Origin of the sequence: Lysinibacillus sp. NPDC095746 (genome assembly GCF_044763535.1) — a bacterium.
Taxonomy (GTDB): Bacteria; Bacillota; Bacilli; order Bacillales_A; family Planococcaceae; genus Lysinibacillus.
In genome coordinates, this window is the sequence record NZ_JBIWGL010000028.1 from 33,796 (window position 1) to 59,618 (window position 25,823).

Genomic DNA, 25,823 nt, shown 5'->3' on the forward strand with positions numbered 1-25,823 from the left:
AAATATGCGATTAGATAAATTTTTAAAAGTATCACGTTTAATTAAACGTCGTACATTAGCGAAGGAAGTAGCAGACCAAGGCCGTATTACGATTAATGATAAGGTCGCGAAAGCTAGTAGTGCTGTTAAAGCTGGCGATGAGCTAGCTATTCGTTTTGGACAAAAAATTGTGACAGCGCGTGTAGAGGAATTACGTGATACTGTGAAAAAAGAAGATGCCGCAAAAATGTTTACTATTTTGAAGGAAGAGCGTCTTGAAAAAATTGAACCTGAATTTATTGATGATGAGGACTAATGAATAATAGTGTAGGAGTCTTCTGAAGTTGTCGTTTAGCTTTGGCCATAAACGTGCTGAAGTGGAGATAAAAGTGAAACAACTTTAATAAAGTTGTCATGCTTTTAAGGTTGTCCGCATAAAGTGAACAGAAGCTAGGACGACTAAAGGAGGAAGAAAATGACGCTACATCAAGAAAGTAACCGTTACACAATTCCATCTGGAGAGCATATTTTAACGATTCGTAATCGTAAAAGAATGGACATGACTTCTGTAAAATCGATTGAACGCTTTGATCAGGAAGAATTTTTCATCAAGACGTCCCAAGGGCATTTGTTAATCCGTGGAGAAGAACTGCATATCGTTCACTTAGATGTTGACAAAGGGTTATTGACGCTTGAAGGAACTGTAAAAACTTTGCAGTATGACGAGGAGGAAAGTGGCTTCTCGAAAGGTTTCCTTCATAAACTGTTTGGATGATTGTTAGTGAACAATTTGTTCAGCTATTAGTCATGGTTTTGAGCGGTATAGCAGTTGGGTTCATTATTGATAGTGTAAGACTCATTGTTTTTTCAACTCCAAAAAGGTCAAGCCTTCGAAGGTGGATGATGGTATTTGAACTACTTACCTGGATTTTGCTTGGAGGCCTGACATACTATTTGTTATTTTGGCTAAAAGATGGCGCTTGGCGGGCTTATGACCCGCTAGCGCAAATAGCCGGAATTTTTTTGTATCAAACGTTTTTTCAAACTTTTTTACGTTTCGTCGCAAGGGTTTTTGTGAATATAACATGGAGACCTCTGTGGTTCATTATACGACTAATAAGTGCTATTATTCGACATATTTTTAAATTCTTAATAAGTATTTGTGCGTTTCTTTTAAGACCTTTTGTCAAAATTTATTCGTATTTGTCCAACACTTTTTTTAAAAAAGTTCGATTTATCAAGTATAATAAAAGACAACAATAATTTTCGGAGGTGCGGGCATGACTATACGTCGTTCATCAAAGGATGACCAACAAAACTATACTAAACTTGATAATGACTATGTCCGTAACACGGATAAAGCTATAAATCGTAAAATTCAAGCGCGAAAACGGAAAATGCGCCGTATTGCCTTTTTTGCGATTGTGCCAGTCGTTATTATTGCCTTTCTCTTAAATATACTTTTGAATCAAAATGAAACGCTAGCTGCAAAAGAGCAAAAAAAGATTGAAGCGAAGGAGCATCTTTCTGAATTGAAAGATGAGCGAGATTCGTTAAATCTTAAAATTAAACAGTTAGAGGATGATGAGTATATCGCAAAATTATTACGCAAAGATTATTTTCTATCCGAAAAAGGTGAAATAATTTTCATTATACCGGACGAAAAAGGGCAAAAAGACGATATACCGGAGAAAAAAGATAAAAAAGACAGCATATCAGAAAAGAAAGGTAAAAAAGAAGACTGAAAAGCTATGTATTGTTGACACTCTTTTATTGTTATATATAATGAAAAGAGAAACTTATTGTAGTAAAAAGTTTGATTAAATTGATTACATGACTCAAATGAGTCGCTTAATTTTTAAGGAGGAGCATTTTTTTTATGTCAATTGAAGTAGGCAGCAAGGTACAAGGTAAAGTAACAGGAATCACAAATTTTGGAGCATTCGTTGAGCTGCCAGACGGCAAAACAGGCTTAGTACACATCAGTGAAGTTGCTGACAATTATGTAAAAGATATCAATGAGCATCTAAAAGTTGGAGATGAAGTTGAAGTAAAAGTGATGAATGTTGAAGCGGACGGGAAGATCGGTCTTTCAATCCGTAAAGCAAAGCCTCAAGCAGAGAGACCAGAGCGTCCGGAGCGTCCAGCACGTCCACGTCGCGATAATCGTTCTAATGATCGCAACGATCGTCATCAGCCAAAAGAAAATTTTGAGCAAAAAATGGCACGTTTCTTAAAAGATAGTGATGAACGCCTAGCAACACTTAAACGTGCTACAGAATCAAAACGCGGTGGTCGTGGAGCTAGAAGAGGGTAGTTTGCTGACTGTTTTAATCGTAGAAAAAGTGTATTAAATAGATTTGGGATTAGCTTTTTAATAAAGCTAATCCCTTTTTTTAATAATGTTTGCATACACCTCATCTAGCTATAAGTCATAAAACCCTTCTAGTAGGATCTATGTATCGTCCTACAACGTGGATGTCGGTCTTTTCTTCTTTTTAGGAGCTTGTTCTGTTAGTGTTTCTAATGACTTTTCGGGTGGCTTAACGACCATTTTGACAAGTAAAAACACACCATAAACACTAACCGCTAATCCGGCGAGGAGTAAAAATGTTTGTACGGCAAATGGTAAATTAATAAGAATGGATATGAGAATAATCATAGAGCCACTTCCACAAATTAAAGCAGCTTTAGTTAATGAACCCAAAGGAAATAAACCCCCTAGTTTATACGCTTTTTTCATTATTAGTATGCCATATTTTTCTCCTTACCACCATAACTTGGGGTGATTTCCGTTTAAGCTAGGACCTTCTAAGGGGAAGTTAGGAGCAACGAGTATTTTTTACGTCGAAAGCAAAGCAACAGCAACAAAGTTTTTGTCTGTGCGAAAGCGAAGCGACAGCAACAACAGGGTATTGTCTGTGCGAAAGCGAAGCGACAGCAACAACAGCTGCAATAACTAAGGGAAACTGCTCATGGAACGTTATCGCAGGACGTTCCTAAACTGAATGCTCCAGGGTAATAAATAAATTCGATGTTTCTAGAATCCAATTTTAATATGTAAAAAAAATAGGCGCCTCAGAAATCGTTCTGAGACGCCTATTTGAGATGACCCCTACGGGATTCGAACCCGTGTTACCGCCGTGAAAGGGCGGTGTCTTAACCACTTGACCAAGGGGCCTACTATGGTGGCGGCCGAGGGGATCGAACCCCCGACCTTACGGGTATGAACCGTACGCTCTAGCCAGCTGAGCTAGGCCGCCATTAAATATTATGGAGCGGAAGACGAGGTTCGAACTCGCGACCCCCACCTTGGCAAGGTGGTGTTCTACCACTGAACTACTTCCGCGTTTTGTCTTAAGCAACAAGTTATATAATACATGCCTTTGTAACTAACGTCAAGAAGTTTTTATAAAAAAATTAATAAAAATATATGGTTTTATAAATTATTTAACCTTTTTTATACGAAAGTGAAACGGCAGTTCAAATGTTTTGATAGCAAAAGCGAAGCGTCAGTTACAAAGGTAGTCTTCTACTGAATGAAGATAAATGATAAATGGAGTAAGTTTAACAAATGTCATCTACTACTTTTGGTGGTGAGCCTTTTGACTGGGAATTTATCAAACTTTTTGTTCTTAAGTAGAAAAATATCGGTGTAATTGTTGATTTAGTATTGTGATGAAATTGGGAGTATCGATCAATGAAAAAGACATTAGAACGCTCATGTAAAAATTTGCAACGTTTTTTTATGTAGCAAAGGTGGTACTGGGTTATGTAATTTTCGTAATTTTTAAACAAATTTTATGGAAAGTGATGTTTATATTGATGTGCAGCTTATCGTCTTTGTAGATATTGTTGCCATTTCTCGTATTTATGCATATGTATTCGTCGAAATGTTTATATTTTTTTCTGTCACCTTCAGACAATCTTTCCATACATAATTTCTTATAATAGCTCCAAACGTGCAGAAAGGGGATAGTGAAATGACGAGTATTGAATGGTATAACACGGCAAATGTAGACGAACAGAAATTAGGAGTGAGAAAAAGGCAATTGTTAATAGGCTCTTTATTTTTTTTAACATCCTTCTTTTTAGCTCAGTCTGTAGTATTTGAAGCGGCCGTACCTTTCTCAGTTCCTTTTTGGGCAATTATTCGAACAAAATATAAAGAATATGCCAAATATGTTTTGTTCGGTGGTTTAATAGGGTGTTTTTTCCTCGGTTTTGGACAAGTCTTCATTTTAGCTTTGCAGATCGTCTTGTATGAATGTATTATGCGCTTCCGTTATTGGCAGCTACCACAAAGTATAGCAGTATCATTAGCGGTACTACTTGTGCAAATAATGTGGCAGGGAGTTATGTATCAAGGTTTACCTCCGGTGCTTGTGCAATTTTATGTAGGCTGTGAAGCAGCTTTAGCTCTTATTATGACGTTGTTTATGCAAGTGTTGTTTGTCAATTCTCATGAATGGTTTACGAGTCATTGGACTTATGAGAAGCTAGGCTCTGGATTAGTTGTATTTGCTGCTATGCTTACAGGGATGCAAGCAATTGTCATAAGCTATTTTTCACTCCCCATTTTTTTATTACAACTATTCATTTGCTTCGGTGCGTTAGTAGGAAGTGTACCGTTAGCGACGGTTATCGGAGCCGTGCTCGGGACTCTCATTGGGGTTGCAAAACTTTCATTTACGGGTATGCTGTCTGTAGCCACCTTAACAGGATTGTGTGCCGGGATGGGGGCTCGTGTTGGACGATTCGGTGTAGCAATTGGCAGCATTTTGCCAAGTGTGTTTTTTTTATTTTACGATGCAACATTGCCGTTAGATAGCGTTTATTTTACATCGATTGTTGTGGGGAGTATCGTTTTTATAACTATTCCTAGTAAATATTCCGAAAAGGTGCGGGACAAGTTGTTTCCACAGCGTGAGGAGATCTTACTCGCTCGTCAAAATTGGTTAACGGAGCATGTTACGTTTAAATTAGAGCATTTTCAACATTTTGTACAGTTTATGAAGGAGCTTGTGTTTGAGCGTTTTATGACAACCCCTATAGAAGAGGCGAAGGAAGTGTCACCAATGAATACATGCTTAAGCTGTTTCCGCTATGATCGTTGTTGGGGAGCGCAAAGTAATGGAATGGACAAGCTTATGACAGACTGGTTTCATATGAAAGGTGTTGGCAAGGATTCTGGTATTCATCGTGTCGAAGAGCAAATACGCTATAAATGTGTGAAATCAACGAAAATTTTCGAGGAATTGGAAACGGAGCTGTATCGAGAGCGCATTAATGGTCAGTATTTTCATGGTAAGAAAATGATAGCGCTTCAGCTACGTGATATGAGTAATCACCTAAATCAGTTAATAGCGGAGATGAAAGAAGAGACTATTTCATTCGTAAGTGTGGAGAAGGACATTACGCAACGATTAAAAGATGCTCATATTGAATGTTTTCAACTAGATGTGCTTAGTAATAAGCCTGGAGCACGAAAAATTGTCTGTGCTTTAGCACCAGCACGAGTCAATTGGGAGGAAGACACTACAGTAGCTGAGCGGATGATATTGCCGATTTTATATGATATTTTTGAAGAGCCATTTGAAATTGAAAAAGTAGTAGCAAGCGATATACCATTTCGTCACATTCAAGTAAGCTTTAGATCAGCTATTAGCTTTGAAGTAGAGTATGATATATACAGCATGTCTAAAGATGCGACGTTATATTCCGGTGATTCCCATGCATTATTTCAATTACATCCAGGACTATTTGCAATTTTATTGTCAGATGGTATGGGTCAGAGTAAAGAAGCACAGCATGAGAGTAGAAAGTTAATACACTTAATGCGAGAATGTTTAAATTACAATATGAACCCAGAGACTGCGATGCATACGTTGCATTATGTCATGTCCTTGAAGCAACAAGACGATATGTATGCAACGCTTGATTTTGCACTTGTCGATTTACAACACGGAGATTTATGGTCGTGGAAGGCCGGGGGTATGTCTACGTATATTTTACGTGGAAAAGAAGTGCTGAAGGTAGAAAGTAATGCAGCGCCTGTAGGTTTTTTATCCATTTCAGCAGTCGAGGCTGAAAAAAGAAAGCTTAAAGCTGGCGATGTAATTTTAATGCATTCTGATGGATTATTTTCTAGTGTTGATGATTGGGACGAGCAGGAAGAGCTATTTTTAGCGTATGCACAGCAAGTGGCTGGAACTACTAAAACCATCCAGGAAAAACTAACAACGATTATGCAATCTTTCCAAGCTTACTATGCTATTGAAGACGATTGCACTGTATTGATGCTAGAAGTTACGCATGTTGTACCTACGTGGGCTGTATTTAAGCCAGTTCAACACTCTATGAGCAATTCATCATAAAAGAGAACGAAAAGGGGAGGAGAAGCGTTTGTCACTTGAATTAAAGGTCAAAAAATTTATCGAAGAAGAGCAATTATTGCAGCAAGACGACCATCTTCTCATCGCCGTTTCGGGTGGAGTGGATTCAATGGCTTTGCTCCATTATTTTGTCAAAACAAAAGAGCAGTGGGGAATTACGATAGGAGCCATACATGTTGATCATATGCTAAGAGGTGAAGCATCTGCTGAGGACAGAGCTTTTGTCCAGAAATATTGTGATGAGAATGGTGTATACTTATATGCAAAGGCAATTCCAATACCAGAGATTATGGCTTCAGAAAATGGCAATACACAGCTTATTTGTCGTAGAGAGCGGTATCGATATTTTAAAGAGGTTATTGAAAAAACGAATGCTAGCAAGCTTGTAACTGCACATCATGCGGACGACCAACTGGAGTCAGTATTAATGGCCCTGACAAAAAATGCAACGATAAACGGTATGCAAGGTATACGTTCACAACGTATTTTTGAAGGAAAAACATTAATTCGTCCGTTTTTAACGGTTACAAAGTTAGAAATAAGGGAATATTTACTTAAGCAAGGTTTAGATTATCGGGAAGACGCTAGCAATGCTAAGGATACCTATGTACGCAATCGTTTTAGACATCATGTGGTGCCTTTGTTGGAGGCAGAAAACCCAAGGGTAACAGAGCAGGTAACCCATTTTACAAAACTATTGCAAGAAGACGATGCCTATTTAATGACATTAGCGGAGGATGTATTTTCTAGAATAGTAAAAAGAAAAGACGGAAATACATATAGCATGGAAATTAAGGCTCTTCAATTGGTACCACTTGCTTTACAAAGGAGGCTCATTTTAATACTATTAAACTATCTTTACAAAGATTCAAATACGATACAAAGTTATGCTTTATTGACTTCAATTTTAAAGCTTTGTGATACGACAGCAGGGTATGCTGAAGTTCACTTGCCAGAAGATTTTATAGCAGTTCGCCGTTACGGAAAATTAACGATTCAGAAGAAAGAGCCATTAGAAGGTCACGCTTCTCCTGAGAAAAAGATTATTTCGACTGCTAATGGGTGGACAACACTGACGAATGGTGAACGTTTATGCGTAGTCGAGTTGCCTGATTTATCGTCTGAAATGCTGACGGATACTGCACAACTTTTTTATTTTAACGCTAGCAAACTCAAACTTCCACTCTATGTTAGGGCGCGTAAGGAAGGGGACAGAATACTGTTAAAAGGAATGAGTCAGCCTAAACGCTTATCTCGCCTTTTTATAGATGAAAAGATTCCTTTAAATGAGCGAAATAGCTGGCCGTTACTGATTTCTCAATCTGATGAGGTCGTAGCGGTAATTGGTGTGCGTATGGGAATGTTTTTTTCAACCTCTCCGCAACCAAACGATGATACAGTGCTCATCGTAGACTAAGGTCTTTGTAAAATTTCACCGCTAATGGTTGAACATTTTTTTATACACACGAGGAGGAATCGCTATGTTACAAAATGACATCGAAAAAGTTATGATTACAGAAGAACAATTACAAGAAAGAATCGCTGAGTTAGGGGCACAATTGACAGAGGAATACAAAGATTCATTCCCGTTAGCTGTTGGTGTTTTAAAAGGGGCAATGCCTTTTATGACAGACTTGATGAAACGTTTCGATTCTTTCATTGAGCTAGATTTTATGGATGTTTCTAGCTATGGCAATGCTACAGTTTCATCAGGGGAAGTTAAAATTTTAAAAGATTTAAATACGAGCGTTGAGGGACGTGATGTATTAATCATCGAGGATATTATTGATAGCGGCTTAACGTTAAGCTATTTAGTAGACTTATTTAAATACCGCAAAGCAAAATCCATTAAAATTGTTACATTGTTAGATAAACCATCAGGTCGTAAAGTAGACTTAGGTGCTGATTATGTTGGATTTGAAGTACCAGATGGCTTTGTAGTAGGGTATGGTTTAGACTACGCAGAAAAATACCGTAATTTACCGTATATCGGCATTTTAAAACCGGCAGTTTATTCTTTCTAACAAGTAAGAAATTAACGAAAGAACACCAGCTATGAAAAGTAAAAGCCTCCAGCGAAGGTCATAGATTTTTATTTTTTAACTACATTCAGCAAAGAAAGCAAAGTGTTAGCTACAAATGTTTTCTGTACCGAAAGCGCAGCGACAGGTACAGAAGTCTCCCACCTCTATAGGCGATGAGATGAATGCGGTTTTAAGTCACTTTTCAGCGGGTGTCCAAATATCCATCAAGTCCTGTGGCACGAGGCATAATTGATCGTAATTCAAAAATTTAGGTACATTGTTAGATACAACTACGCTGGAACATACTTGTTAAATGCATAAATATTTTTCGATTTCGACAAAAATGGGACGAAACTTTTTTTATGTAGGGCTTTTCGTTGTATGATGAAATCATGATATGTTAAGATTTTACTTATAATTTTTCTGTTTGTAATGAGGAGGCTGGAGATGAATCGAATATTTCGATATACCATATTCTATTTACTGATTTTCTTAGTGATTATCGGTATATTTGGTACTTTCAATGGGGGAAATGCGCCAACGAAAGAGTTAACTTATTCTGAGTTTCAAGATGCTCTAGATAAGAAAGAAATAACAAGTGCTACAATTCAACCTGATAAATCAGTATACATCGTTGAGGGTACGATGAAGGGGTATGAGAAGGGTCAAAGCTTTACAGCGAATATCCCTCGTGATAACCAATCTTTATTGAACCGCATCGATGAGGCTGCTAAGGATAAGAATAGTAATATTAAATATTTAACAGCGCCAGAAACAAGTGGATGGATTCAGTTCTTTACAGGGATTATTCCTTTCATCATTATCATTTTCTTATTCTTCTTCCTAATGAGTCAATCTCAAGGTGGCGGTAATAAAGTGATGAGCTTTGGTAAAAGTAAAGCCAAACTTTATGACGATCAGAAGAAAAAAGTTCGTTTTACAGATGTAGCGGGTGCTGATGAAGAGAAAGCAGAGCTTGTAGAGGTTGTTGACTTCTTAAAGGATCACCGTAAATTTACTGAAATTGGTGCCCGAATTCCAAAGGGTATCTTACTTGTAGGTCCTCCTGGTACAGGTAAAACATTACTTGCACGAGCGGTAGCAGGTGAGGCAGGCGTACCATTCTTCTCGATTTCAGGTTCTGACTTCGTAGAAATGTTTGTCGGTGTCGGTGCATCACGTGTGCGTGACTTATTCGAAAATGCAAAGAAAAATGCACCTTGTATCATCTTTATCGATGAGATTGATGCAGTAGGTCGTCAACGTGGCGCAGGTCTTGGTGGTGGCCATGACGAGCGCGAACAAACATTGAACCAATTGCTTGTTGAAATGGATGGTTTCGGAGCAAACGAAGGTATTATTATTATCGCTGCAACAAACCGCCCAGATATTTTAGATAAAGCGTTATTACGTCCTGGTCGATTTGACCGTCAAATTACAGTAGGACATCCTGATGTAAAAGGTCGTGAAGCAATTCTAAAAGTACATGCGCGTAACAAGCCTTTATCAGATACAGTGGATTTGGCAGCTGTTGCACAACGTACACCAGGTTTCTCAGGTGCTGATTTAGAGAACTTGTTAAATGAAGCTGCACTTGTAGCGGCTCGTAAAAGCAAACGTACAATTAATATGGCAGATATCGATGAAGCATCTGACCGAGTAATTGCAGGTCCGGCAAAAGCTAGCCGCGTTTACTCAGCGAAAGAGAAGAAACTTGTATCGTTCCATGAAGCCGGCCACGTAGTTGTAGGCCTGGAGCTGGATGAAGCAGATACAGTACACAAAGTAACAATCGTCCCTCGTGGCCAAGCTGGAGGTTACGCGATTATGTTACCGAAGGAAGAACGTTTCTTCACAACAAAACAAGAACTATTAGACCGTATTGCAGGCCTACTTGGTGGTCGTGTTGCAGAGGAAATCGTACTTGGAGAAGTATCTACTGGGGCACATAATGACTTCCAAAAGGTAACAAGTATTGCGCGTGCTATGGTCACTGAATATGGTATGAGTGAAAATCTTGGAGCAATGCAGTTTGGTTCAAGTCAGGGTGGGAATGTATTCCTTGGACGTGACTTTAATTCAGATCAAAACTACTCTGATTCAATCGCTTATGAAATTGATAAGGAAATGCAAAAAATTATCGATTCACAATATGAGCGTACTAAACGAATCCTAACTGAAAAACGTCATTTACTTGATTTAATTGCTAACACATTAATGCAAAAAGAAACATTGAATGCGCAAGAAATCGAGCATTTACGAGATCACGGTGTCTTACCTGAACCAGAGGTAGAAACGGTTGTGGAAAAAGCGCCTAAAGCTGAAGTTCAACCAGTATTAGATGTAGTTGGTGAACAGACAATTAAAAAAGAATTGCTTAGCAATGAGCCAGATCCAACAACAGCTGATTTACCTAAAGAAGGTAGAGAATCGAATGATACACCAAAAGGTATCGATGAAAAGCGTGATTAATATGAGAAAGACTGTTTACGATTTTAGTAAGCAGTCTTTTTCTTTGCCTTTTTTCGGTAATAGGTATTACGATGGAATCTATATTACGCAACTGCGAAATATAGATTCTTTAATGTTTTAAGGACAAAATAGATAGGAGTGTTGAAACATGGGAAACGTAACATTGAATAATGGTTTAGAGATGCCGTTAATCGGCTATGGCGTTTTTCGAGTGCCTGAAGGAGATGACTTGGCTGAGGCGGTTAAAACAGCTATTGCAAAAGGTTACCGTAGCATTGATACAGCCCAAGTATATCGCAATGAAGAAAGTGTTGGACGAGGAATTCGTGCAGCAATTGACGAGGGCTTAGTAACACGTGAAGAACTATTCGTAACATCAAAGGTTTGGAATGATGGACTTTCCTATGAAGAAACACTTGCAGCTTATGATAGTAGTTTAGAGAAATTAGGACTAGATTATTTAGATTTATATTTAGTTCATTGGCCGGGAATAGATACAAATTATATTAATGTTTATAAAGCGCTTGAAAAAATCTATCAGGATGGACGTGTACGCTCAATTGGCGTTAGTAACTTCCATGTTCAACATTTAGAAAATTTATTAAAGGAAACATCAGTTGTTCCTGTAATTAATCAAATTGAATTCCATCCTCACTTAACTCAAGAGGAAGTACGTGCCTATTGTAAGGAAAAAGGAATACAAATAGAAGCGTGGTCGCCGCTAATGAATGGTTCTTTATTGGAAGAATCATTGATTCAGCAGCTAGCTTCTAAATATGGCAAAACACCTGCACAAATCGTTTTACGCTATGATGTGCAGCATGGTGTAGTAACTATTCCAAAAACAATGACTCCTGCACGTATGACGGAAAATCTAACGGTCTTTGACTTTGCATTAACAGAGGAAGAAATGACTCAGTTAGATGCACTAAATGATGGACTACGTTGCGGACCAGACCCAGAAAAATTTAATTTTAAATAATGTGTAAGGAGCTACCTAATATGGGGTAGCTCCTTTCAAAATAAATTTCATACTAAAAAAGTGAAGTTGATTTCCGTTCCGACTGGGCGCTTTGTAGCTGCCGCTTCGCTTTCGCTACAGAAAGCATTTGTTGCTGCCGCTTCGCTTTCGCACAGAGCAAAGCTTCCTGGGGGCGTCCGATGAGCCGCTTCACTCGCTCCAGGGTCTCATTTATGACGCTAATCCCCAAGGAGTCGCCCGGTCTTACTCCGATCAACCAAATCACATGACATACGTTTTAAAAAAGTAAATCAACTGATTTACATAGCAAGTATCCTCTGACATGTAGTTTTATAGCAAAAGGGTTTCGTCTGTGCGACAGCAACAACAAATGCACAAATTTTATAAAAGTTCTACACTATTGCTGATTGGAGTGGAAGGATACTCGACTCCCGTGGGAAAGCGAGACAGGCGAGACCCTGCACGGAGCGAAGCGGAGGAAGCGGAGGAAGCGGCTCGACGCTCGCCCACAGGAAAGCGAGTAGCCTGGAACGGAAATCAACCCTACGTTTTGGTGAAGGGATTTAATTTAAAATAATATGAATGGAGCTACCTAATATGAAGGTGGCTCCTTTTTTGAGTGAGCATGTATGCTATTTCATAGTAATAAAAATGTGGTATCATTTTCTAAAGTGTTTTAAGTTCTTTGTGCAAGCGCAAATCCCATTCCGGACGCAATTATGCCGAGGGACAATTAATCTTGATTTTTTGTGCATGAATATGCATTGTTTTAGTTGTATCAATCGCATAGTGACAGGTACAATTACGATGAAGGGCAATAAATAGGAGGCATCAACCATGATTTTAGTTTTAGATGCAGGAAATTCGAATATCGTATTAGGTGTCTATGATGACAACGATCAATTGGCCTTCCATTGGCGTATGGTGACTGACCTTCATAAAACAGAAGATGAATATGCAATGCAAGTATTATCTTTCTTTCATCATGCAGGCATTTCATTTGAACAGGTTAAAGGCATTATTATATCCTCTGTTGTACCACCAATAATGTTTTCGTTAGAAACGATGTGTCAAAAGTATTTTCGTAAAAAACCGCTCGTTGTAGGACCGGGTGTGAAAACAGGACTGAATATTAAATATGAAAACCCGCGTGAAGTTGGCTCAGACCGCATAGTGAACGCTATTGCAGCTCTTGATGTTTATAAAGCACCACTGATTATTGTTGATTTTGGAACTGCTACAACATATTGTTACTTAAACGAAAAGGGCGATTATATGGGCGGTGCTATCGCTCCAGGTATTTCGATTTCAACGGAGGCGCTTTATACACAGGCAGCTAGATTGCCACGTATTGAAATATTGCGCTCTACACATATTGTTGGAAAGACAACCGTATCTGCGATGCAGGCCGGGATATTTTATGGCTTCGTTGGGCAAGTTGAGGGAATTGTTAATCGCATGAAAGCACAAAGTAAGGAAGAGCCTTTAGTAATTGCTACTGGAGGATTAGCAAATTTAATTGCTGGTGAGACGCAAGCTATTGATGTAGTCGATCCGTTTTTAACATTAAAAGGCTTATATAAGCTATATAAACGCAATCAATAAGAAATGAGGGACATTTCATTTATGAAAGACTATTTAGTACGAGGTTTAGGGTTCAACGGACAGGTTCGTGTTTTTGCAGCTTGTACGACAACAACTATAGGAGAAGCGCAACGTCGTCATAATACATGGCCTGTTGTGTCGGCAGCCCTTGGTCGTTCTATGACTGCTGCGGTGATGATGGGTGCTATGTTAAAAGGTGAGGAAAAAATCACTGTAAAAATTGAGGGGAACGGTCCAATCGGTCCGATGGTAATTGACAGTAACGCGCACGGTGAAGTACGCGGTTTTGTAACAAATCCCCACGTTCATTTCGATTTAAACGAGCACGGCAAGCTTGATGTTCGGGCAGGTGTTGGGACAGAGGGCTCATTAACAGTTGTAAAAGATCTTGGTTTGAGAGACATGTTCTCTGGACAAACGCCAATTGTATCGGGTGAAATTGCTGAGGACTTTACTTACTATTTCGCTACATCAGAGCAAGTGCCTTCATCAGTTGGATTAGGGGTTTTAGTTAATCCTGATAACACAATTCTAGCGGCTGGTGGGTTTATCCTTCAATTAATGCCAGGCTGTGAAGAAGAAACAATTGACGAAATTGAGCAGCATCTTGCTTCTATAGAGCCTGTTTCAAAAATGATTGAAAAAGGTTTTACACCGGAGCAAATTTTAGAAGCGGTATTAGGAAACGGTCATCTGCAAATTTTAGATTCCATGCCGGTAGAATTTAAATGTCAATGTTCAAAAGAGCGATTTGGTGCAGCGATTTTAGGGTTAGGGACACACGAGATTCGAGAAATGATAAAAGAGGATGGCGCAGCAGAAGCACAATGTCACTTCTGTTTAGAAAAATACCACTTCTCAAAAGAAGAGTTAGAAGGATTCATCGATGAGCTCAACGCGTAATCGACGACCTTTATCCGCTGAAACACCCAACCAAACGCCCTTATTGCAACGTCGTCTGAAGACAAAACCTGCATTAACAGTTATGGCAATCTTATTATTAGGAAATATTTTGTGGTTGATAACTTGGCTCATTCCTAATAAAGACCAGGAAATTGGTAGCGACGAGCAAGTCGCTGCCGTTGATGGGGATATTATTACACGTCAAAAGTGGATGGTTGCCATGGAAGAACGCTATGGTAAAGAGACACTACAAAATTTAGTGAATGAATCAGTGATGGAAAAAGCAGCTGAAAAGTTTAACATAAAAGTAACGGATAAAGAGATTGATTTAGAGTTAGCCTTAATGCGTTCTGCCCAAGATAAATTTGATACTGCAATGCAAAACCTTTCATCAGAGCAACTGCGACAAAAAATTCGCTCACAGCTTATATTGGATAAAGTACTGACAAAAGATGTGGTTATAAAAGAAGGTAGTATTGAAAAATATTATGAGGAAAATCAGGCACTGTACAACACGAAAACAAGTTATCGTACGAATTTTATAGAAGTGAATTCAAAAAAAGCAGCTGAGGAAGCATTAAGTGAAATAAAAGCTCCCGCTGATTTTTCGGTGCTAGCACGTGAGGTTTCAGTAGACAGTGCTTCAGCTAGCTTAGGCGGAGATATTGGTTTCCTCACAGAAAAACAGGAAAACGTTGATCCTGCCATTTTAAAAGCAGTGAAGGCTTTAAAAGCAGATGAGGTTAGTAAAGCATTTAAGCTTGCTAACGGTCATTACGGAATTGTACAAGTTCAAGAGATAACAGAAGGACAATCCTTTACATATGACGATGTGAAAGAACATATTGAACGTGAGCTTGCGTTAGAACAATTGCCACAACATGTTACACCGGAATCATTCTGGTCTGAATTCAATGCGACTTGGTATTACGGAGAAGCGAAAAAAGATAAATAACAGATTGCTCTGAAATGAGTATCAACTATGCCTCGGCATAATTATGTCCGGAATCGGCTACCGATTCCGTGACATCCGCCGGAGGCTTTAACTTCTTTCAGCTCACCATCTATAGAGGTGGGAGACTTCTGTATTTGTTGCTTCGCTTTCGCTCCATAAAATATGTGCTGAAAGAAGTTCAAGAATCTGCAAGATATCTGCGGGAAAAGTGAGCCAGGGAAACCCTGCAGACGTTTAGCGTCAACAGAGTAATGGCCACTCCGGGATATTGAGCAGATTTTTGTTTCCCTTCATGCGTCAATATTAGCCAATAACCTTTGACGTAGGTGAAGCAATAAATATTCTGAAAATATAAGTTATATTTATTGACAATCGAATGGAAAAATTGATAAAATCAAAATAAGTAAAACCTATAAAATTAGTAGGGATTAGGAGTGGATTGATAAATGAGTAGATTAGCAAACTCGGTAGCTGAATTAGTAGGTAAAACGCCAATTGTTAAATTAAATCATGCAACAGGTGAAAACGAAGGTACTGTTTATGTAAAATTAGAATATTTTAACCCAGGTAGCTCAGTGAAAGACCGTTTAGCTTTAGCAATGATTGAAGCGGCAGAAAAAGACGGTACATTAAAGCCTGGTGGTACAATTATTGAACCTACTTCTGGTAACACGGGTATTGGTCTAGCGATGATTGCTGCGGCTAAGGGCTATAAAGCGATTTTAGTAATGCCGGAAACAATGAGCTTAGAGCGTCGTAACTTATTACGTGCATATGGTGCAGAGCTTGTATTAACACCTGGGCCAGCAGGTATGAAAGGTGCGATTTCTAAGGCGGAGGAATTAGCTGCTGAGCATGGCTACTTCTTACCACAACAATTCACGAACCCAGCTAATGCAGTTGTTCACCGTTTAACAACAGGTCCTGAGATTGTAGAAGCATTTGAAGGTTTAAAATTAGATGCATTTGTTGCTGGTGTTGGTACAGGTGGTACAATTACGGGTGCGGGTGCTGTGCTAAAAGAGCAGTATCCAGAGATTGAAATTATTGCTGTTGAACCAAAAGATTCACCAGTACTTTCTGGCGGCCAACCAGGGCCTCATAAAATTCAAGGTATCGGGGCTGGCTTCGTACCTGAAGTGTTAGATACAGATGTGTATTCTTCTGTATTCCCTGTGGAAAATGAAATTGCTTTCGAGGTAGCTCGTAAAGTAGCGCGTGAAGAAGGTATCTTATGCGGTATTTCATCAGGTGCAGCTATTCATGTTGCGATTGAAGCCGCAAAACGTTTAGGTAAGGGCTCGAATGTTCTTGCGATCGTACCTTCTAATGGGGAACGTTATTTATCAACACCTTTATATCAATTTGAAGACTAATCCAATTATTTGAACGTTAAGGCTCCTTAAACGAGGAGTCTTTTTTATTTGTTAAAGAATCTAATTCTATTTTTAAATTATGGATTAGATGTTTCGTTCGCAAAAGACGTGGAGTGCGTCTTGTTCCTTCGGTTCTCCAACCTTTTTTCGGATGTAAATAGGCGCTTTAGCACTTTGGTTATCACCGATCGGATATAGAAACATTCGGTAATTAAATTTTAAGTGGCTACCTGAAAAATATTCGCTTCCAAGCAATATTCAAGTTAAGATGGAATCACATCATATGACTTAAAGGGGAATAGCGATTTGAAGACAATACTGACGAAAACAATATCGATGGATGCAGATTCGTTTTTTTATAGTTATAAGAAGCAAACAGAAGCAGAACAAGCACATGTATTTTTAGAAAGTGGACGTGGAGGAAATTTTACAATAGCTGCTTGGAATCCACTAGCTATAGCACAATCGATCGAGAACGGTTTACTTGTAAATTGGAGAAATGGTGAGACTGAAAATTTAAACGGTGAACCTCTTGCTTTGTTAGAGAAATTAGTAGAGAACTATCACATTGCATATAATTCTGAGCTTCCTGTTTTTCAAGGTGGGGCTATTGGGTTTGTAGCATACGATTACGCTCGTAAAATTGAAGTGTTACCTCATACTGCTGTAGATGATTTACATATACCAGATATTTATTTTTATATTTTTGATTGCTGGGCAGTACACGATGTGAAAACAAATAAAGTAACGCTTATGAAGCTAGCTGATTGCCATGTAGATTTGGAAGAATGGGCTAATGTGTGGCAAGGGGCAGCACAAGAAGGATTGCTTACACGAAAATTTGAAAAAACAAGCGCTGTTGAAATAGTAAATGACGAAAGTGAGTTGTTAGTATCATTTGCGGGGACTGCCTTTGAGGAAGCAGTAAGTAAAATTCAAACATACATAGCGCAAGGCGATGTATTTCAAGTGAATTTGTCGGTACGTCAATCCAAAAAATTAAACGCAACTGCAATGGATGTATATGAAGCATTACGTGCATTTAATCCTTCACCTTATATGGCTTATATAGAAGCACCGAATTTTGCAGTTGTTTCGGGTTCACCTGAGCTTTTGGTGAAGCGTCACGGTAATGAGTTGTCTACTCGACCAATCGCTGGTACACGTCCAAGAGGAAAATCCGAGGCTGAGGATTTAGCGTTAGCGCAGGAATTGATAGATAACGATAAGGAACGTGCTGAACATGTAATGCTTGTTGATTTAGAGCGTAATGATTTAGGGAGAGTATCTACATATGGGACTGTTGAAGTAGATGAGTTCATGGTGATTGAACGCTATTCACACGTGATGCATATTGTTTCCAATGTACGAGGAGAAATAGCTGAGGGAAAAACCAATGCAGACGTTATCCGTGCCATGTTCCCAGGAGGGACAATAACAGGTGCACCTAAAATTCGTACGATGGAGATTATTGAAGAATTAGAACCTGTAAGACGAGGGTTATATACGGGTTCAATTGGCTGGCTAGGTTTTACAGGTGATATGGAATTTAATATCGTTATTCGTACAGCATTTATTAAAGATGGAGTAGCACATATTCAGGCAGGAGCAGGCATTGTTATTGATTCTGTTCCAGAAAGAGAATATCAAGAATCCTTAAATAAAGCGAAGGCGATGTGGCAGGCAAAGGCAATGGCAGAGGAGCGAGCAAAATGATTTTAATGATTGATAACTACGATTCTTTTACGTATAACCTTGTACAATATTTTGGGGAATTTGGACATGAATTAGTGGTCAAAAGAAACGATGTATTAACGGTGAAAGATATTGAGCAGCTTGCACCAAATATGATTGTTATTTCTCCGGGGCCATGTAGCCCCAATGAAGCGGGTGAAAGCCTGAACATTATTAAGTATTTCGCGGGAAATATTCCGATTTTAGGCGTTTGCCTTGGCCATCAAGCCATTGCTCAAGTATTCGGAGGGAATGTTATACGAGCTGAACGTTTGATGCATGGTAAAACGTCACCTGTGCTACATGCTGAAATAGGTTTGCATAAGGGGATGCCAAATCCATTTGCAGCTACTCGTTACCACTCCTTAATTGTAGAAAGGGAAACGTTACCGGCATGTTTTGAAGTGACGGCATGGACAGAAGAAGGCGAAATTATGGGCATTCGGCATAAGGACTATCCCATTGAGGGAGTGCAATACCATCCTGAATCGATTATGACGGAGCGAGGTAAAGAGCTTCTACGCCAGTTTATAGATTTGTATGTTGGGGGAGCGAAGTAAATGCTGTGCTGGATGAATGGAGACTATATAGTGGCGCAGGATTTGCGTATTTCACCATTTGATCATGGATTTTTATACGGGTTAGGCTTTTTTGAAACGTTTCGAACGTATAAGGGCAAAGTGTTTTACTGGGAAGCACATATGGAAAGGTTGCAAACCGCGCTTTCTCAATATCGTATTCATATGCCGTATACGGAAGAGGATTTATTAAAGGTTGTTCAGCAATTAAATGAACAGGCTAATGGACAAGATGGGTATTTCCGTATAAATGTCTCGGCTGGAGAACATAGTATCGGATTGCAGCCTACTGACTATAGACAACCGAATGTTATTGTTTTTCGCAAAGAATTACATGATACACCTCGAGGTATGGAAAAAAACGCACAGTGGCTTGTGACACCGCGTAATACTCCTGAAAAAGGGCTTCGAGTGAAATCGCACCATTATGGCAATAACGTTCTTGGACGTTTTGAGATGCCATCTTTGGCGCAACAAGAGGGCTTCTTTTTAACGGGAAATGGCTTTGTTGCTGAAGGTGTAACATCAAATATCTTTTGGGTGAAAGATGATATACTATATACGCCTTCTTTAGAGACTGGCATTTTACCTGGAATTATCCGAGCGTGGGTAATTGAGCGAGCACAATCTCTAGGGATTAAGGTAAAAGAAGGCTTCTTTACTAAAGAGGATGTAGAGCAAAGTTCAGAGTGCTTTATTACTAACTCTATACAAGAGCTTGTTCCAATTTTTAAATTAGAGAGCAAGCGGTTATTAGGCAATAAAGGGCCTGTTTATTCGCGTTTACATGAAGTGTTTGTCAATGAAGTGGAACAAGAATAAAAGGAGAGTTAACATGCTTGAAAAATATACAACACCATTAACGATTAACGGGATCACGTTAGACTATACAGCAGAAACTTTTGTGATGGGTATTTTAAATGTCACACCAGATTCATTTTCAGATGGAGGAAAGTACAATAACGTTGAAGCTGCCGTTGCTCAAGCGAAAAAAATGGTAGCTGATGGCGCTAAAATTATTGATGTTGGCGGAGAATCAACACGACCGGGTTATGAACGTATTTCCGATGAAGATGAAATTGCACGAATTGTACCAGTTATTCAAGCTTTAGTAGCGGAAGTGCCAGCGGTTATATCAGTTGATACGTATAAAGCGAACGTAGCCCGTGCAGCCATTGAAGCGGGTGCCCATATTATTAATGATATTTGGGGAGCGCAAGCTGAACCCGAGATCGCACAGGTTGCTGCGGATTTAAATGTACCGATTATTTTAATGCATAATCGAGAAAACACTAATTATGGTACTGATTTCTGGATGACGGCAAAGGCTGACTTAGAGAAGAGTATTGCTGTTGCTCGGAATGCAGGTATACCAGATAATCATATTATTTTAGATCCAGGCATAGGCTTTGCGAAAACTACTGCTCAAAATATTGAAATGATGCAGCATTTAGAGGATTTAGTAGCAATGGGTTATCCTGTTTTGCTAGCGACTTCACGTAAGTCAATGATTGGTAATGTCTTAAAGCTGCCTGTTGAGGAACGTATAGAAGGTACAGGAGCAACAGTTGTTTACGGTATTGAAAAAGGCTGCCATATGATTCGTGTGCATGATGTAAAGGAAATGGCACGATCTACACATATGGCTGATATTTTAGTAGGTAAGCGTATTTATAAGGAGGAAGCATGATGGACTATATTCATTTAAAGGATATGCAGTTTTACGGCTATCATGGCGTTTTAGCGGCAGAAACAACACTTGGCCAACGCTTCCGTGCCAATGTTTCACTTGCTGTAGATATGACAAAGGCTGGAGAGACGGATGACTTAAATCATACGGTGAACTATGCTGAGGTTTATGCGTTATGCCGTGATATTGTAGAAGGAGAGCCGTTCAAGCTTATTGAAGCGCTTGTCTCGAAAATAGCAAACAGTATTTTAGAAACATACTCAGAAAAGGTAAAGGGGGTTCGCGTGGAGCTTATTAAACCAGATCCACCAATCCATGGCTATTATAAAGAAGTATCGGTAGAAATAACGCGAGGTGATTACGAATGAATGATGTGTATTTATCAATCGGTACAAATATGGGAGATCGATTTGAAAACTTACAACATGCTGTTACCCTTTTAAAGGGCAAAGAGGAAATTGAAGTTGTACACATTTCATCTGTTTATGAAACAGCTGCTGTAGGCTACACGGATCAGGCAGATTTTTTAAATATTGCTGTTCATATTAAAACGAGTTACTCATCTTCCGAAATGCTGAAAATTTGCCAATGGGTTGAAAGTGAACTTGGGCGTGTTCGTGAATTTCAATGGGGCCCTCGCATCATAGACCTTGACATTCTACTCTACAATCACGAAAATGTTGAAACAGAGAGCTTAATTGTTCCGCATCCAAGAATGTATGAGCGAGCTTTCGTATTAGTACCACTAATAGAAATTACGCCTGCACCAGTTGGACTACAACTGCAAACGGCACATGATATAATGCAACGGATGAATTGTGAAGAGGAAGGCGTAACTTTATGGCGAGCATCAGCAGAGCTGAAAATTTTGCAGTCCGTTCATTAAGTTCCTATCCAATGGTCAAAGATAATGGGTGTATCGGCTGACTAACATCTACAGGCAAAAGCCAAATTCGGATACCATCATGCTGAGGCATAATTGATTTGAGTAGCATTAACAATTGATATATATATGGAATAGGTGAAAACCTATAGAAGGAGGAAAACAGCGTTGAGTCAGACAACTGAGAAGCCGTTTCAAATTGGCGATATAGTCATGGACAACCGTGTTGTATTAGCGCCAATGGCAGGAATCTGTAACTCTGCTTTCCGTTTGACGGTTAAGGAGTTCGGAGCAGGGCTAGTATATGCAGAAATGATTAGTGATAAAGGGATTGTCCAGAAGAACGAAAAAACACTAGGCATGCTTTATATCGATGAGCGTGAAAATCCACTTTCATTGCAAATTTTTGGTGGTGATAAAGCAACGCTAGTGGAAGCGGCTAAGTATGTAGATGAAAACACAACTGCCGATATTATCGATATTAATATGGGTTGCCCAGTTAATAAAATTATTAAATGTGAAGCGGGCGCCCGTTTACTTTTAGATCCGAATAAATTATATGAAATGGTAGCGGCTGTTGTAGATGCAGTAAAAAAACCTGTCAGCGTGAAAATGCGTATTGGTTGGGATGACGAGCATATCTTTGCTGTAGAGAACGCACAAGCTGCCGAACGTGCCGGTGCTTCAGCTGTAGCTGTTCATGGACGTACACGTGTACAAATGTACGAAGGAAAAGCAAATTGGGATTTCATTCGTCAAGTGAAGGAAAATGTAAAAATCCCTGTGCTAGGTAATGGTGATGTAGAAACTCCTCAAGATGCAAAACGTATGCTTGATACTACTGGGGTGGATGCAGTAATGATTGGACGCGCTGCGCTAGGCAATCCATGGATGATTTATCGTACAGTGCAATACCTTGAAACTGGCGAGTTAAAGGAAGAGCCGAGTGTACGCGAAAAAATTGATGTGTGCTTGCTACACTTTGAACGCCTTATGCAATTAAAAGGAGAAGGTGTGGCGGTACGTGAAATGCGTAAGCATGCTTCATGGTATTTAAAAGGTATTCGTGGTAATGGTAAAGCGCGTAAAGCGATTAACCAAACAGAGACTGCGGTAGAGCTTCGTGCGCTATTAAATGGAATCGTACAAGACTATGAAGAGCTTGAATCTAAATTAATAGTACCAGAAGCAAAAGAATTAATTCTTTAATACATTAAATAGACGTCTCTCTGTTCGTTTTGAGACGTCTATTTTTCTGCTAACATCAATTTTTAGAATTATTAATCATTTTTTCTCTTATGGAAATTAAAACGAAACAGATGATTACAACAATAAAATTGTGTACAATAGAAATATTATGGACGTAAACGCAACGCGGACAATTTAATAAGGAGTGAAACAAGTGTCAAACATAGAAGAATTAAATGATCAGCTTTTGGTGAGACGCCAAAAAATGACGGCTATTCGAGACAATGGTCAAGATCCATTTGGTAGTCGTTTTGAACGTACGCATTTATCAACAGAAGTGCGTGAACAATTTGCAGATCAAACAAAAGAGCAGCTAGAAGAAAACCTACAAGAGGTAATTATTGCGGGTCGTATTATGACGAAACGCGGTAAAGGAAAAGCTGGCTTTGCGCATATGCAAGATTTAGGTGGCCAAATTCAAATTTACGTTCGTCAGGATCATGTTGGCGAAGAAGCATATGAATTATTTAAACAAGCTGACCTAGGTGATATCGTAGGTATTCGTGGTAATGTATTCCGAACACAAGTAGGAGAGCTTTCAGTCAAAGCTGAAGAATTCACATTCCTATCAAAAGCTCTACGCCCTATGCCAGAAAAATTCCATGGCTTACAAGATGTTGAGCAACGTTATCGTCAACGTTATTTAGATTTAATGACGAATGAAGATAGTAAAACAACATTCATTACACGTTCTAAAATTATCCGTGCTATTCGCAATTATTTAGATAATGCAGGATACTTAGAAGTAGAAACACCAATGCTTCATACAATCGCTGGTGGTGCAGCGGCTCGTCCGTTTATTACACACCATAATGCACTTGATATGGAATTATATATGCGTATTGCAATCGAACTACATTTGAAACGTCTAATTGTTGGTGGGCTAGAGAAAGTATACGAAATTGGTCGTGTTTTCCGAAATGAAGGGATTTCAACACGCCATAATCCTGAATTCACAATGATAGAACTGTATGAAGCTTATGCGGATTACAAAGATATTATGTCTCTAACTGAAAACCTTATTGCTCATGTAGCTCAAGAGGTTTTAGGTACTACTACAGTTCAATACGGTGAAGATGAAATTAATCTTGCTGTAGGCTGGAAACGAGTTCATATGGTAGATGCAGTAAAAGAAGCTACAGGTGTAGACTTCTGGCAACCAATGACTAAGGAACAAGCTCAAGCGCTTGCTAAAGAACATGGGGTAGAAGTTAAAGAAACACATGAGGTAGGGCATATTATTAACGAGTTCTTCGAGCAAAAAATTGAAGAGACTCTTGTTCAGCCTACATTTGTTTATGGTCATCCAGTAGAAATCTCACCTCTAGCAAAGAAAAACCCAGAGGACGAGCGTTTCACAGACCGTTTCGAACTATTTATCGTTCGTCGTGAGCATGCAAATGCCTTTACAGAACTAAATGATCCAATTGACCAACGTGAGCGCTTTGAAGCTCAGCTAGCTGAAAAAGCAGCTGGTAATGATGAAGCACACGAAATGGATAATGATTTCATTGAAGCATTAGAATACGGTATGCCTCCAACAGGTGGATTAGGAATTGGTATCGACCGTTTAATCATGCTTCTTACAAATTCGCCATCAATTCGCGACGTATTATTATTCCCAACAATGCGTCATACTACTAAGTAATAGTTTTAAAAGGTTATCTTGAATAAGCAGGAGTCGAGGTGCAGAACAAGCACTAAGACTCCTGTTTTGCATCTTCTGCAATGAAATAGTCAATATTTAAAAGTTTAAAAGAATTAAGTAGAGTATTTAAATGATGAATGTATTTAAGGTATACTTTTAGAGTTCTATAATTTGCAGATTAAATAGAAATAGACATTATCAAAAGTTTTATTGGAGGCTTATAATGAATTATAAAATCTTTAACAAACAAGTATTTGAACAGGCACAAGTACGCTCAGTTTCAGATGTTATGTTAACTGAGGAAGAGCTTGAGCATGGTATGAAATTGGCGGTTTCTAAGGCAGATCCAACGCTTACTTTATATTTAGTGGATATAGACGGTCAGAAGAAATTCGATGTCCGTTGGGATGATTCCTCTGAAATTTTCAGTGGCTGGTACTCTGCGTGGGATAATTTCAATTGGTGCCTAGATGTAGCTGATAAACAAAATAGTTGATTTTTAGATTTAAGTTTAACTTCTTTCAGCAATTGTTTTATTTTATTAGTGAAAACGAAGCGTCAGCTACACTGGTTTTTGTGGCAGAACAATAAAGTTATAAGTAACAAACATGAATAAGTAGGAGTCAAGAGGGGCAGGAGAACCACCTTGACTCCTTTTTTCATAGTTGAGTATTCGCTAGGACAATGGCGCGTTCCGATGTGTATTTGATATCTTTGATGCTTTACCAAAGGAAGCTTTAGAAAGGATCCTTACTAATATAGATACTCTTCTTAATGTAAGTTAAAGCCTCTGGAGGATTTCGTATGCCGAAGCATAATTGATTTTATTGAGATTTATGAGAAAGAGATGTATAGTAAAACAAATAAAGAGATAGCTAGAAGATTATAAGAATTATTTAGTGCTCGAAAAAGCATAAAATAGCTCACTAATTCTATATTTATCAAAAAAAGATAATTATATAGTAAAAAACGCTTGCGGTTTCATTGGAATCGTGATAAATTATTACTTGTCGTTAAGACGACGCAAGAAAACGAAACGGATTCAAAAAAACATTAAATAAAGATGTTGACGTTGAAAATGTAGAGTGATATTATATAAGAGTTGTTGCTTTTGAAAGAAGTATTAAAAACTTCTAAAAAAGAGTTGACAACAAAAACAAGAAATGTTATATTATAAAAGTTGTTGAAACAAAACGACGACGAAATGAACCTTGAAAACTGAACAAGCAAAACGTAATCAATAAAGTTTTTAGTAACTAACCTTGAGTTAGTGAACGAAACAAAATTTTGGACATCAAACATGATGCCAGCAAAACAATTTGAGCTAATCAAATTTCTTTTTATGGAGAGT

General features: G+C 38.7%; 24 protein-coding genes and 3 tRNA genes. 23 read left to right on the forward strand and 4 right to left on the reverse strand.

All coding sequences use genetic code 11. From position 1 onward, the window contains the following. The first annotated feature begins 4 nt into the window (after positions 1 to 4). The 5 genes from ACIQ7N_RS18535 to ACIQ7N_RS18555 all read left to right on the forward strand — a co-directional run bounded on the left by ACIQ7N_RS18535 (position 5) and on the right by ACIQ7N_RS18555 (position 2,296). On the forward strand, positions 5 to 295 hold the full coding sequence (locus ACIQ7N_RS18535) for an RNA-binding S4 domain-containing protein (RefSeq protein ID WP_132364343.1): 291 nt from the start codon (positions 5 to 7) through the stop codon (positions 293 to 295). 159 nt (positions 296 to 454) lie between these two features. After that, complete coding sequence (gene yabP, locus ACIQ7N_RS18540; RefSeq protein ID WP_004229167.1) at positions 455 to 754, forward strand: sporulation protein YabP; 300 nt, start codon at positions 455 to 457, stop codon at positions 752 to 754. Next, entirely contained in the window at positions 751 to 1,242 is a 492-nt protein-coding gene (gene yabQ, locus ACIQ7N_RS18545; RefSeq protein WP_402934806.1) for a spore cortex biosynthesis protein YabQ, read from the forward strand. Before yabP ends, yabQ begins: the two co-directional genes overlap by 4 nt. Before the next feature lie 17 nt (positions 1,243 to 1,259). Then, a complete protein-coding gene (locus tag ACIQ7N_RS18550) occupies positions 1,260 to 1,724 on the forward strand; it encodes an FtsB family cell division protein (protein WP_402934809.1) in 465 nt (154 codons plus the stop codon). Between the two features lie 134 nt (positions 1,725 to 1,858). Further along, on the forward strand, positions 1,859 to 2,296 hold the full coding sequence (locus ACIQ7N_RS18555) for a S1 domain-containing RNA-binding protein (RefSeq protein WP_008180281.1): 438 nt from the start codon (positions 1,859 to 1,861) through the stop codon (positions 2,294 to 2,296). Between the two features lie 150 nt (positions 2,297 to 2,446). On the opposite strand, the gene ACIQ7N_RS18560 is transcribed toward ACIQ7N_RS18555, so the two are convergent. The 4 genes from ACIQ7N_RS18560 to ACIQ7N_RS18575 form a co-directional block, all read right to left on the reverse strand. Further along, entirely contained in the window at positions 2,447 to 2,686 is a 240-nt protein-coding gene (locus ACIQ7N_RS18560) for a hypothetical protein (RefSeq protein ID WP_402934812.1), read from the reverse strand. Positions 2,687 to 3,088: 402 nt separating this feature from the next. After that, a tRNA-Glu gene (locus ACIQ7N_RS18565) sits at positions 3,089 to 3,160 on the reverse strand. Positions 3,161 to 3,165: 5 nt separating this feature from the next. After that, positions 3,166 to 3,242 (reverse strand) — tRNA-Met (locus ACIQ7N_RS18570). A gap of 11 nt (positions 3,243 to 3,253) precedes the next feature. Then, positions 3,254 to 3,328, reverse strand: a tRNA-Gly gene (locus tag ACIQ7N_RS18575). A 634-nt stretch (positions 3,329 to 3,962) separates the two neighbouring features. Between ACIQ7N_RS18575 and ACIQ7N_RS18580 the strand changes: the two genes are divergently transcribed. From ACIQ7N_RS18580 to ACIQ7N_RS18665, 18 genes are all read left to right on the forward strand, one after another. Further along, on the forward strand, positions 3,963 to 6,356 hold the full coding sequence (locus ACIQ7N_RS18580) for a SpoIIE family protein phosphatase (RefSeq protein WP_402934815.1): 2,394 nt from the start codon (positions 3,963 to 3,965) through the stop codon (positions 6,354 to 6,356). 28 nt (positions 6,357 to 6,384) lie between these two features. After that, complete coding sequence (gene tilS, locus ACIQ7N_RS18585) at positions 6,385 to 7,791, forward strand: tRNA lysidine(34) synthetase TilS (protein ID WP_402934818.1); 1,407 nt, start codon at positions 6,385 to 6,387, stop codon at positions 7,789 to 7,791. Between the two features lie 64 nt (positions 7,792 to 7,855). Continuing rightward, positions 7,856 to 8,398: a hypoxanthine phosphoribosyltransferase gene (hpt, locus tag ACIQ7N_RS18590; RefSeq protein ID WP_132364364.1), complete on the forward strand. Its 543-nt coding sequence runs from the start codon at positions 7,856 to 7,858 to the stop codon at positions 8,396 to 8,398. 447 nt (positions 8,399 to 8,845) lie between these two features. Next, a complete protein-coding gene (gene ftsH, locus ACIQ7N_RS18595) occupies positions 8,846 to 10,870 on the forward strand; it encodes an ATP-dependent zinc metalloprotease FtsH (RefSeq protein WP_132364367.1) in 2,025 nt (674 codons plus the stop codon). 148 nt (positions 10,871 to 11,018) lie between these two features. Next, positions 11,019 to 11,852 (forward strand): aldo/keto reductase, encoded by an 834-nt coding sequence (locus ACIQ7N_RS18600; RefSeq protein WP_402934822.1) that lies wholly within the window; start codon positions 11,019 to 11,021, stop codon positions 11,850 to 11,852. A gap of 837 nt (positions 11,853 to 12,689) precedes the next feature. Then, positions 12,690 to 13,457, forward strand: a complete 768-nt coding sequence (locus ACIQ7N_RS18605) for a type III pantothenate kinase (protein WP_402934825.1) — start codon at positions 12,690 to 12,692, stop codon at positions 13,455 to 13,457. A gap of 21 nt (positions 13,458 to 13,478) precedes the next feature. Then, a complete protein-coding gene (hslO, locus tag ACIQ7N_RS18610; protein WP_402934828.1) occupies positions 13,479 to 14,360 on the forward strand; it encodes an Hsp33 family molecular chaperone HslO in 882 nt (293 codons plus the stop codon). Then, on the forward strand, positions 14,344 to 15,315 hold the full coding sequence (locus ACIQ7N_RS18615) for a peptidyl-prolyl cis-trans isomerase (RefSeq protein ID WP_402934830.1): 972 nt from the start codon (positions 14,344 to 14,346) through the stop codon (positions 15,313 to 15,315). The genes hslO and ACIQ7N_RS18615 overlap by 17 nt, the downstream gene beginning before the upstream one ends. 446 nt (positions 15,316 to 15,761) lie before the next feature. Continuing rightward, entirely contained in the window at positions 15,762 to 16,691 is a 930-nt protein-coding gene (gene cysK, locus ACIQ7N_RS18620) for a cysteine synthase A (protein WP_248717618.1), read from the forward strand. 306 nt (positions 16,692 to 16,997) lie between these two features. Next, positions 16,998 to 18,407, forward strand: coding sequence for an aminodeoxychorismate synthase, component I (gene pabB, locus ACIQ7N_RS18625; RefSeq protein ID WP_402934834.1), 1,410 nt, complete (start codon positions 16,998 to 17,000; stop codon positions 18,405 to 18,407). After that, positions 18,404 to 18,985, forward strand: a complete 582-nt coding sequence (gene pabA / locus ACIQ7N_RS18630) for an aminodeoxychorismate/anthranilate synthase component II (RefSeq protein WP_402934837.1) — start codon at positions 18,404 to 18,406, stop codon at positions 18,983 to 18,985. The genes pabB and pabA overlap by 4 nt, the downstream gene beginning before the upstream one ends. Beyond that, complete coding sequence (gene pabC / locus ACIQ7N_RS18635) at positions 18,986 to 19,825, forward strand: aminodeoxychorismate lyase (protein ID WP_402934840.1); 840 nt, start codon at positions 18,986 to 18,988, stop codon at positions 19,823 to 19,825. 13 nt (positions 19,826 to 19,838) lie between these two features. Next, positions 19,839 to 20,693, forward strand: a complete 855-nt coding sequence (gene folP, locus ACIQ7N_RS18640; RefSeq protein WP_402934843.1) for a dihydropteroate synthase — start codon at positions 19,839 to 19,841, stop codon at positions 20,691 to 20,693. Beyond that, positions 20,693 to 21,061 (forward strand): dihydroneopterin aldolase, encoded by a 369-nt coding sequence (folB, locus tag ACIQ7N_RS18645; RefSeq protein ID WP_370081936.1) that lies wholly within the window; start codon positions 20,693 to 20,695, stop codon positions 21,059 to 21,061. The genes folP and folB overlap by 1 nt, the downstream gene beginning before the upstream one ends. Further along, complete coding sequence (gene folK / locus ACIQ7N_RS18650; RefSeq protein WP_402934846.1) at positions 21,058 to 21,579, forward strand: 2-amino-4-hydroxy-6-hydroxymethyldihydropteridine diphosphokinase; 522 nt, start codon at positions 21,058 to 21,060, stop codon at positions 21,577 to 21,579. The genes folB and folK overlap by 4 nt, the downstream gene beginning before the upstream one ends. Before the next feature lie 165 nt (positions 21,580 to 21,744). After that, positions 21,745 to 22,785, forward strand: coding sequence for a tRNA dihydrouridine synthase DusB (gene dusB, locus ACIQ7N_RS18655; protein ID WP_248717623.1), 1,041 nt, complete (start codon positions 21,745 to 21,747; stop codon positions 22,783 to 22,785). Positions 22,786 to 22,969: 184 nt separating this feature from the next. After that, positions 22,970 to 24,472, forward strand: a complete 1,503-nt coding sequence (gene lysS / locus ACIQ7N_RS18660; protein WP_274069022.1) for a lysine--tRNA ligase — start codon at positions 22,970 to 22,972, stop codon at positions 24,470 to 24,472. Positions 24,473 to 24,695: 223 nt separating this feature from the next. Further along, positions 24,696 to 24,968, forward strand: coding sequence for a hypothetical protein (locus tag ACIQ7N_RS18665; protein ID WP_248717625.1), 273 nt, complete (start codon positions 24,696 to 24,698; stop codon positions 24,966 to 24,968). Positions 24,969 to 25,823: the final 855 nt, after the last annotated feature.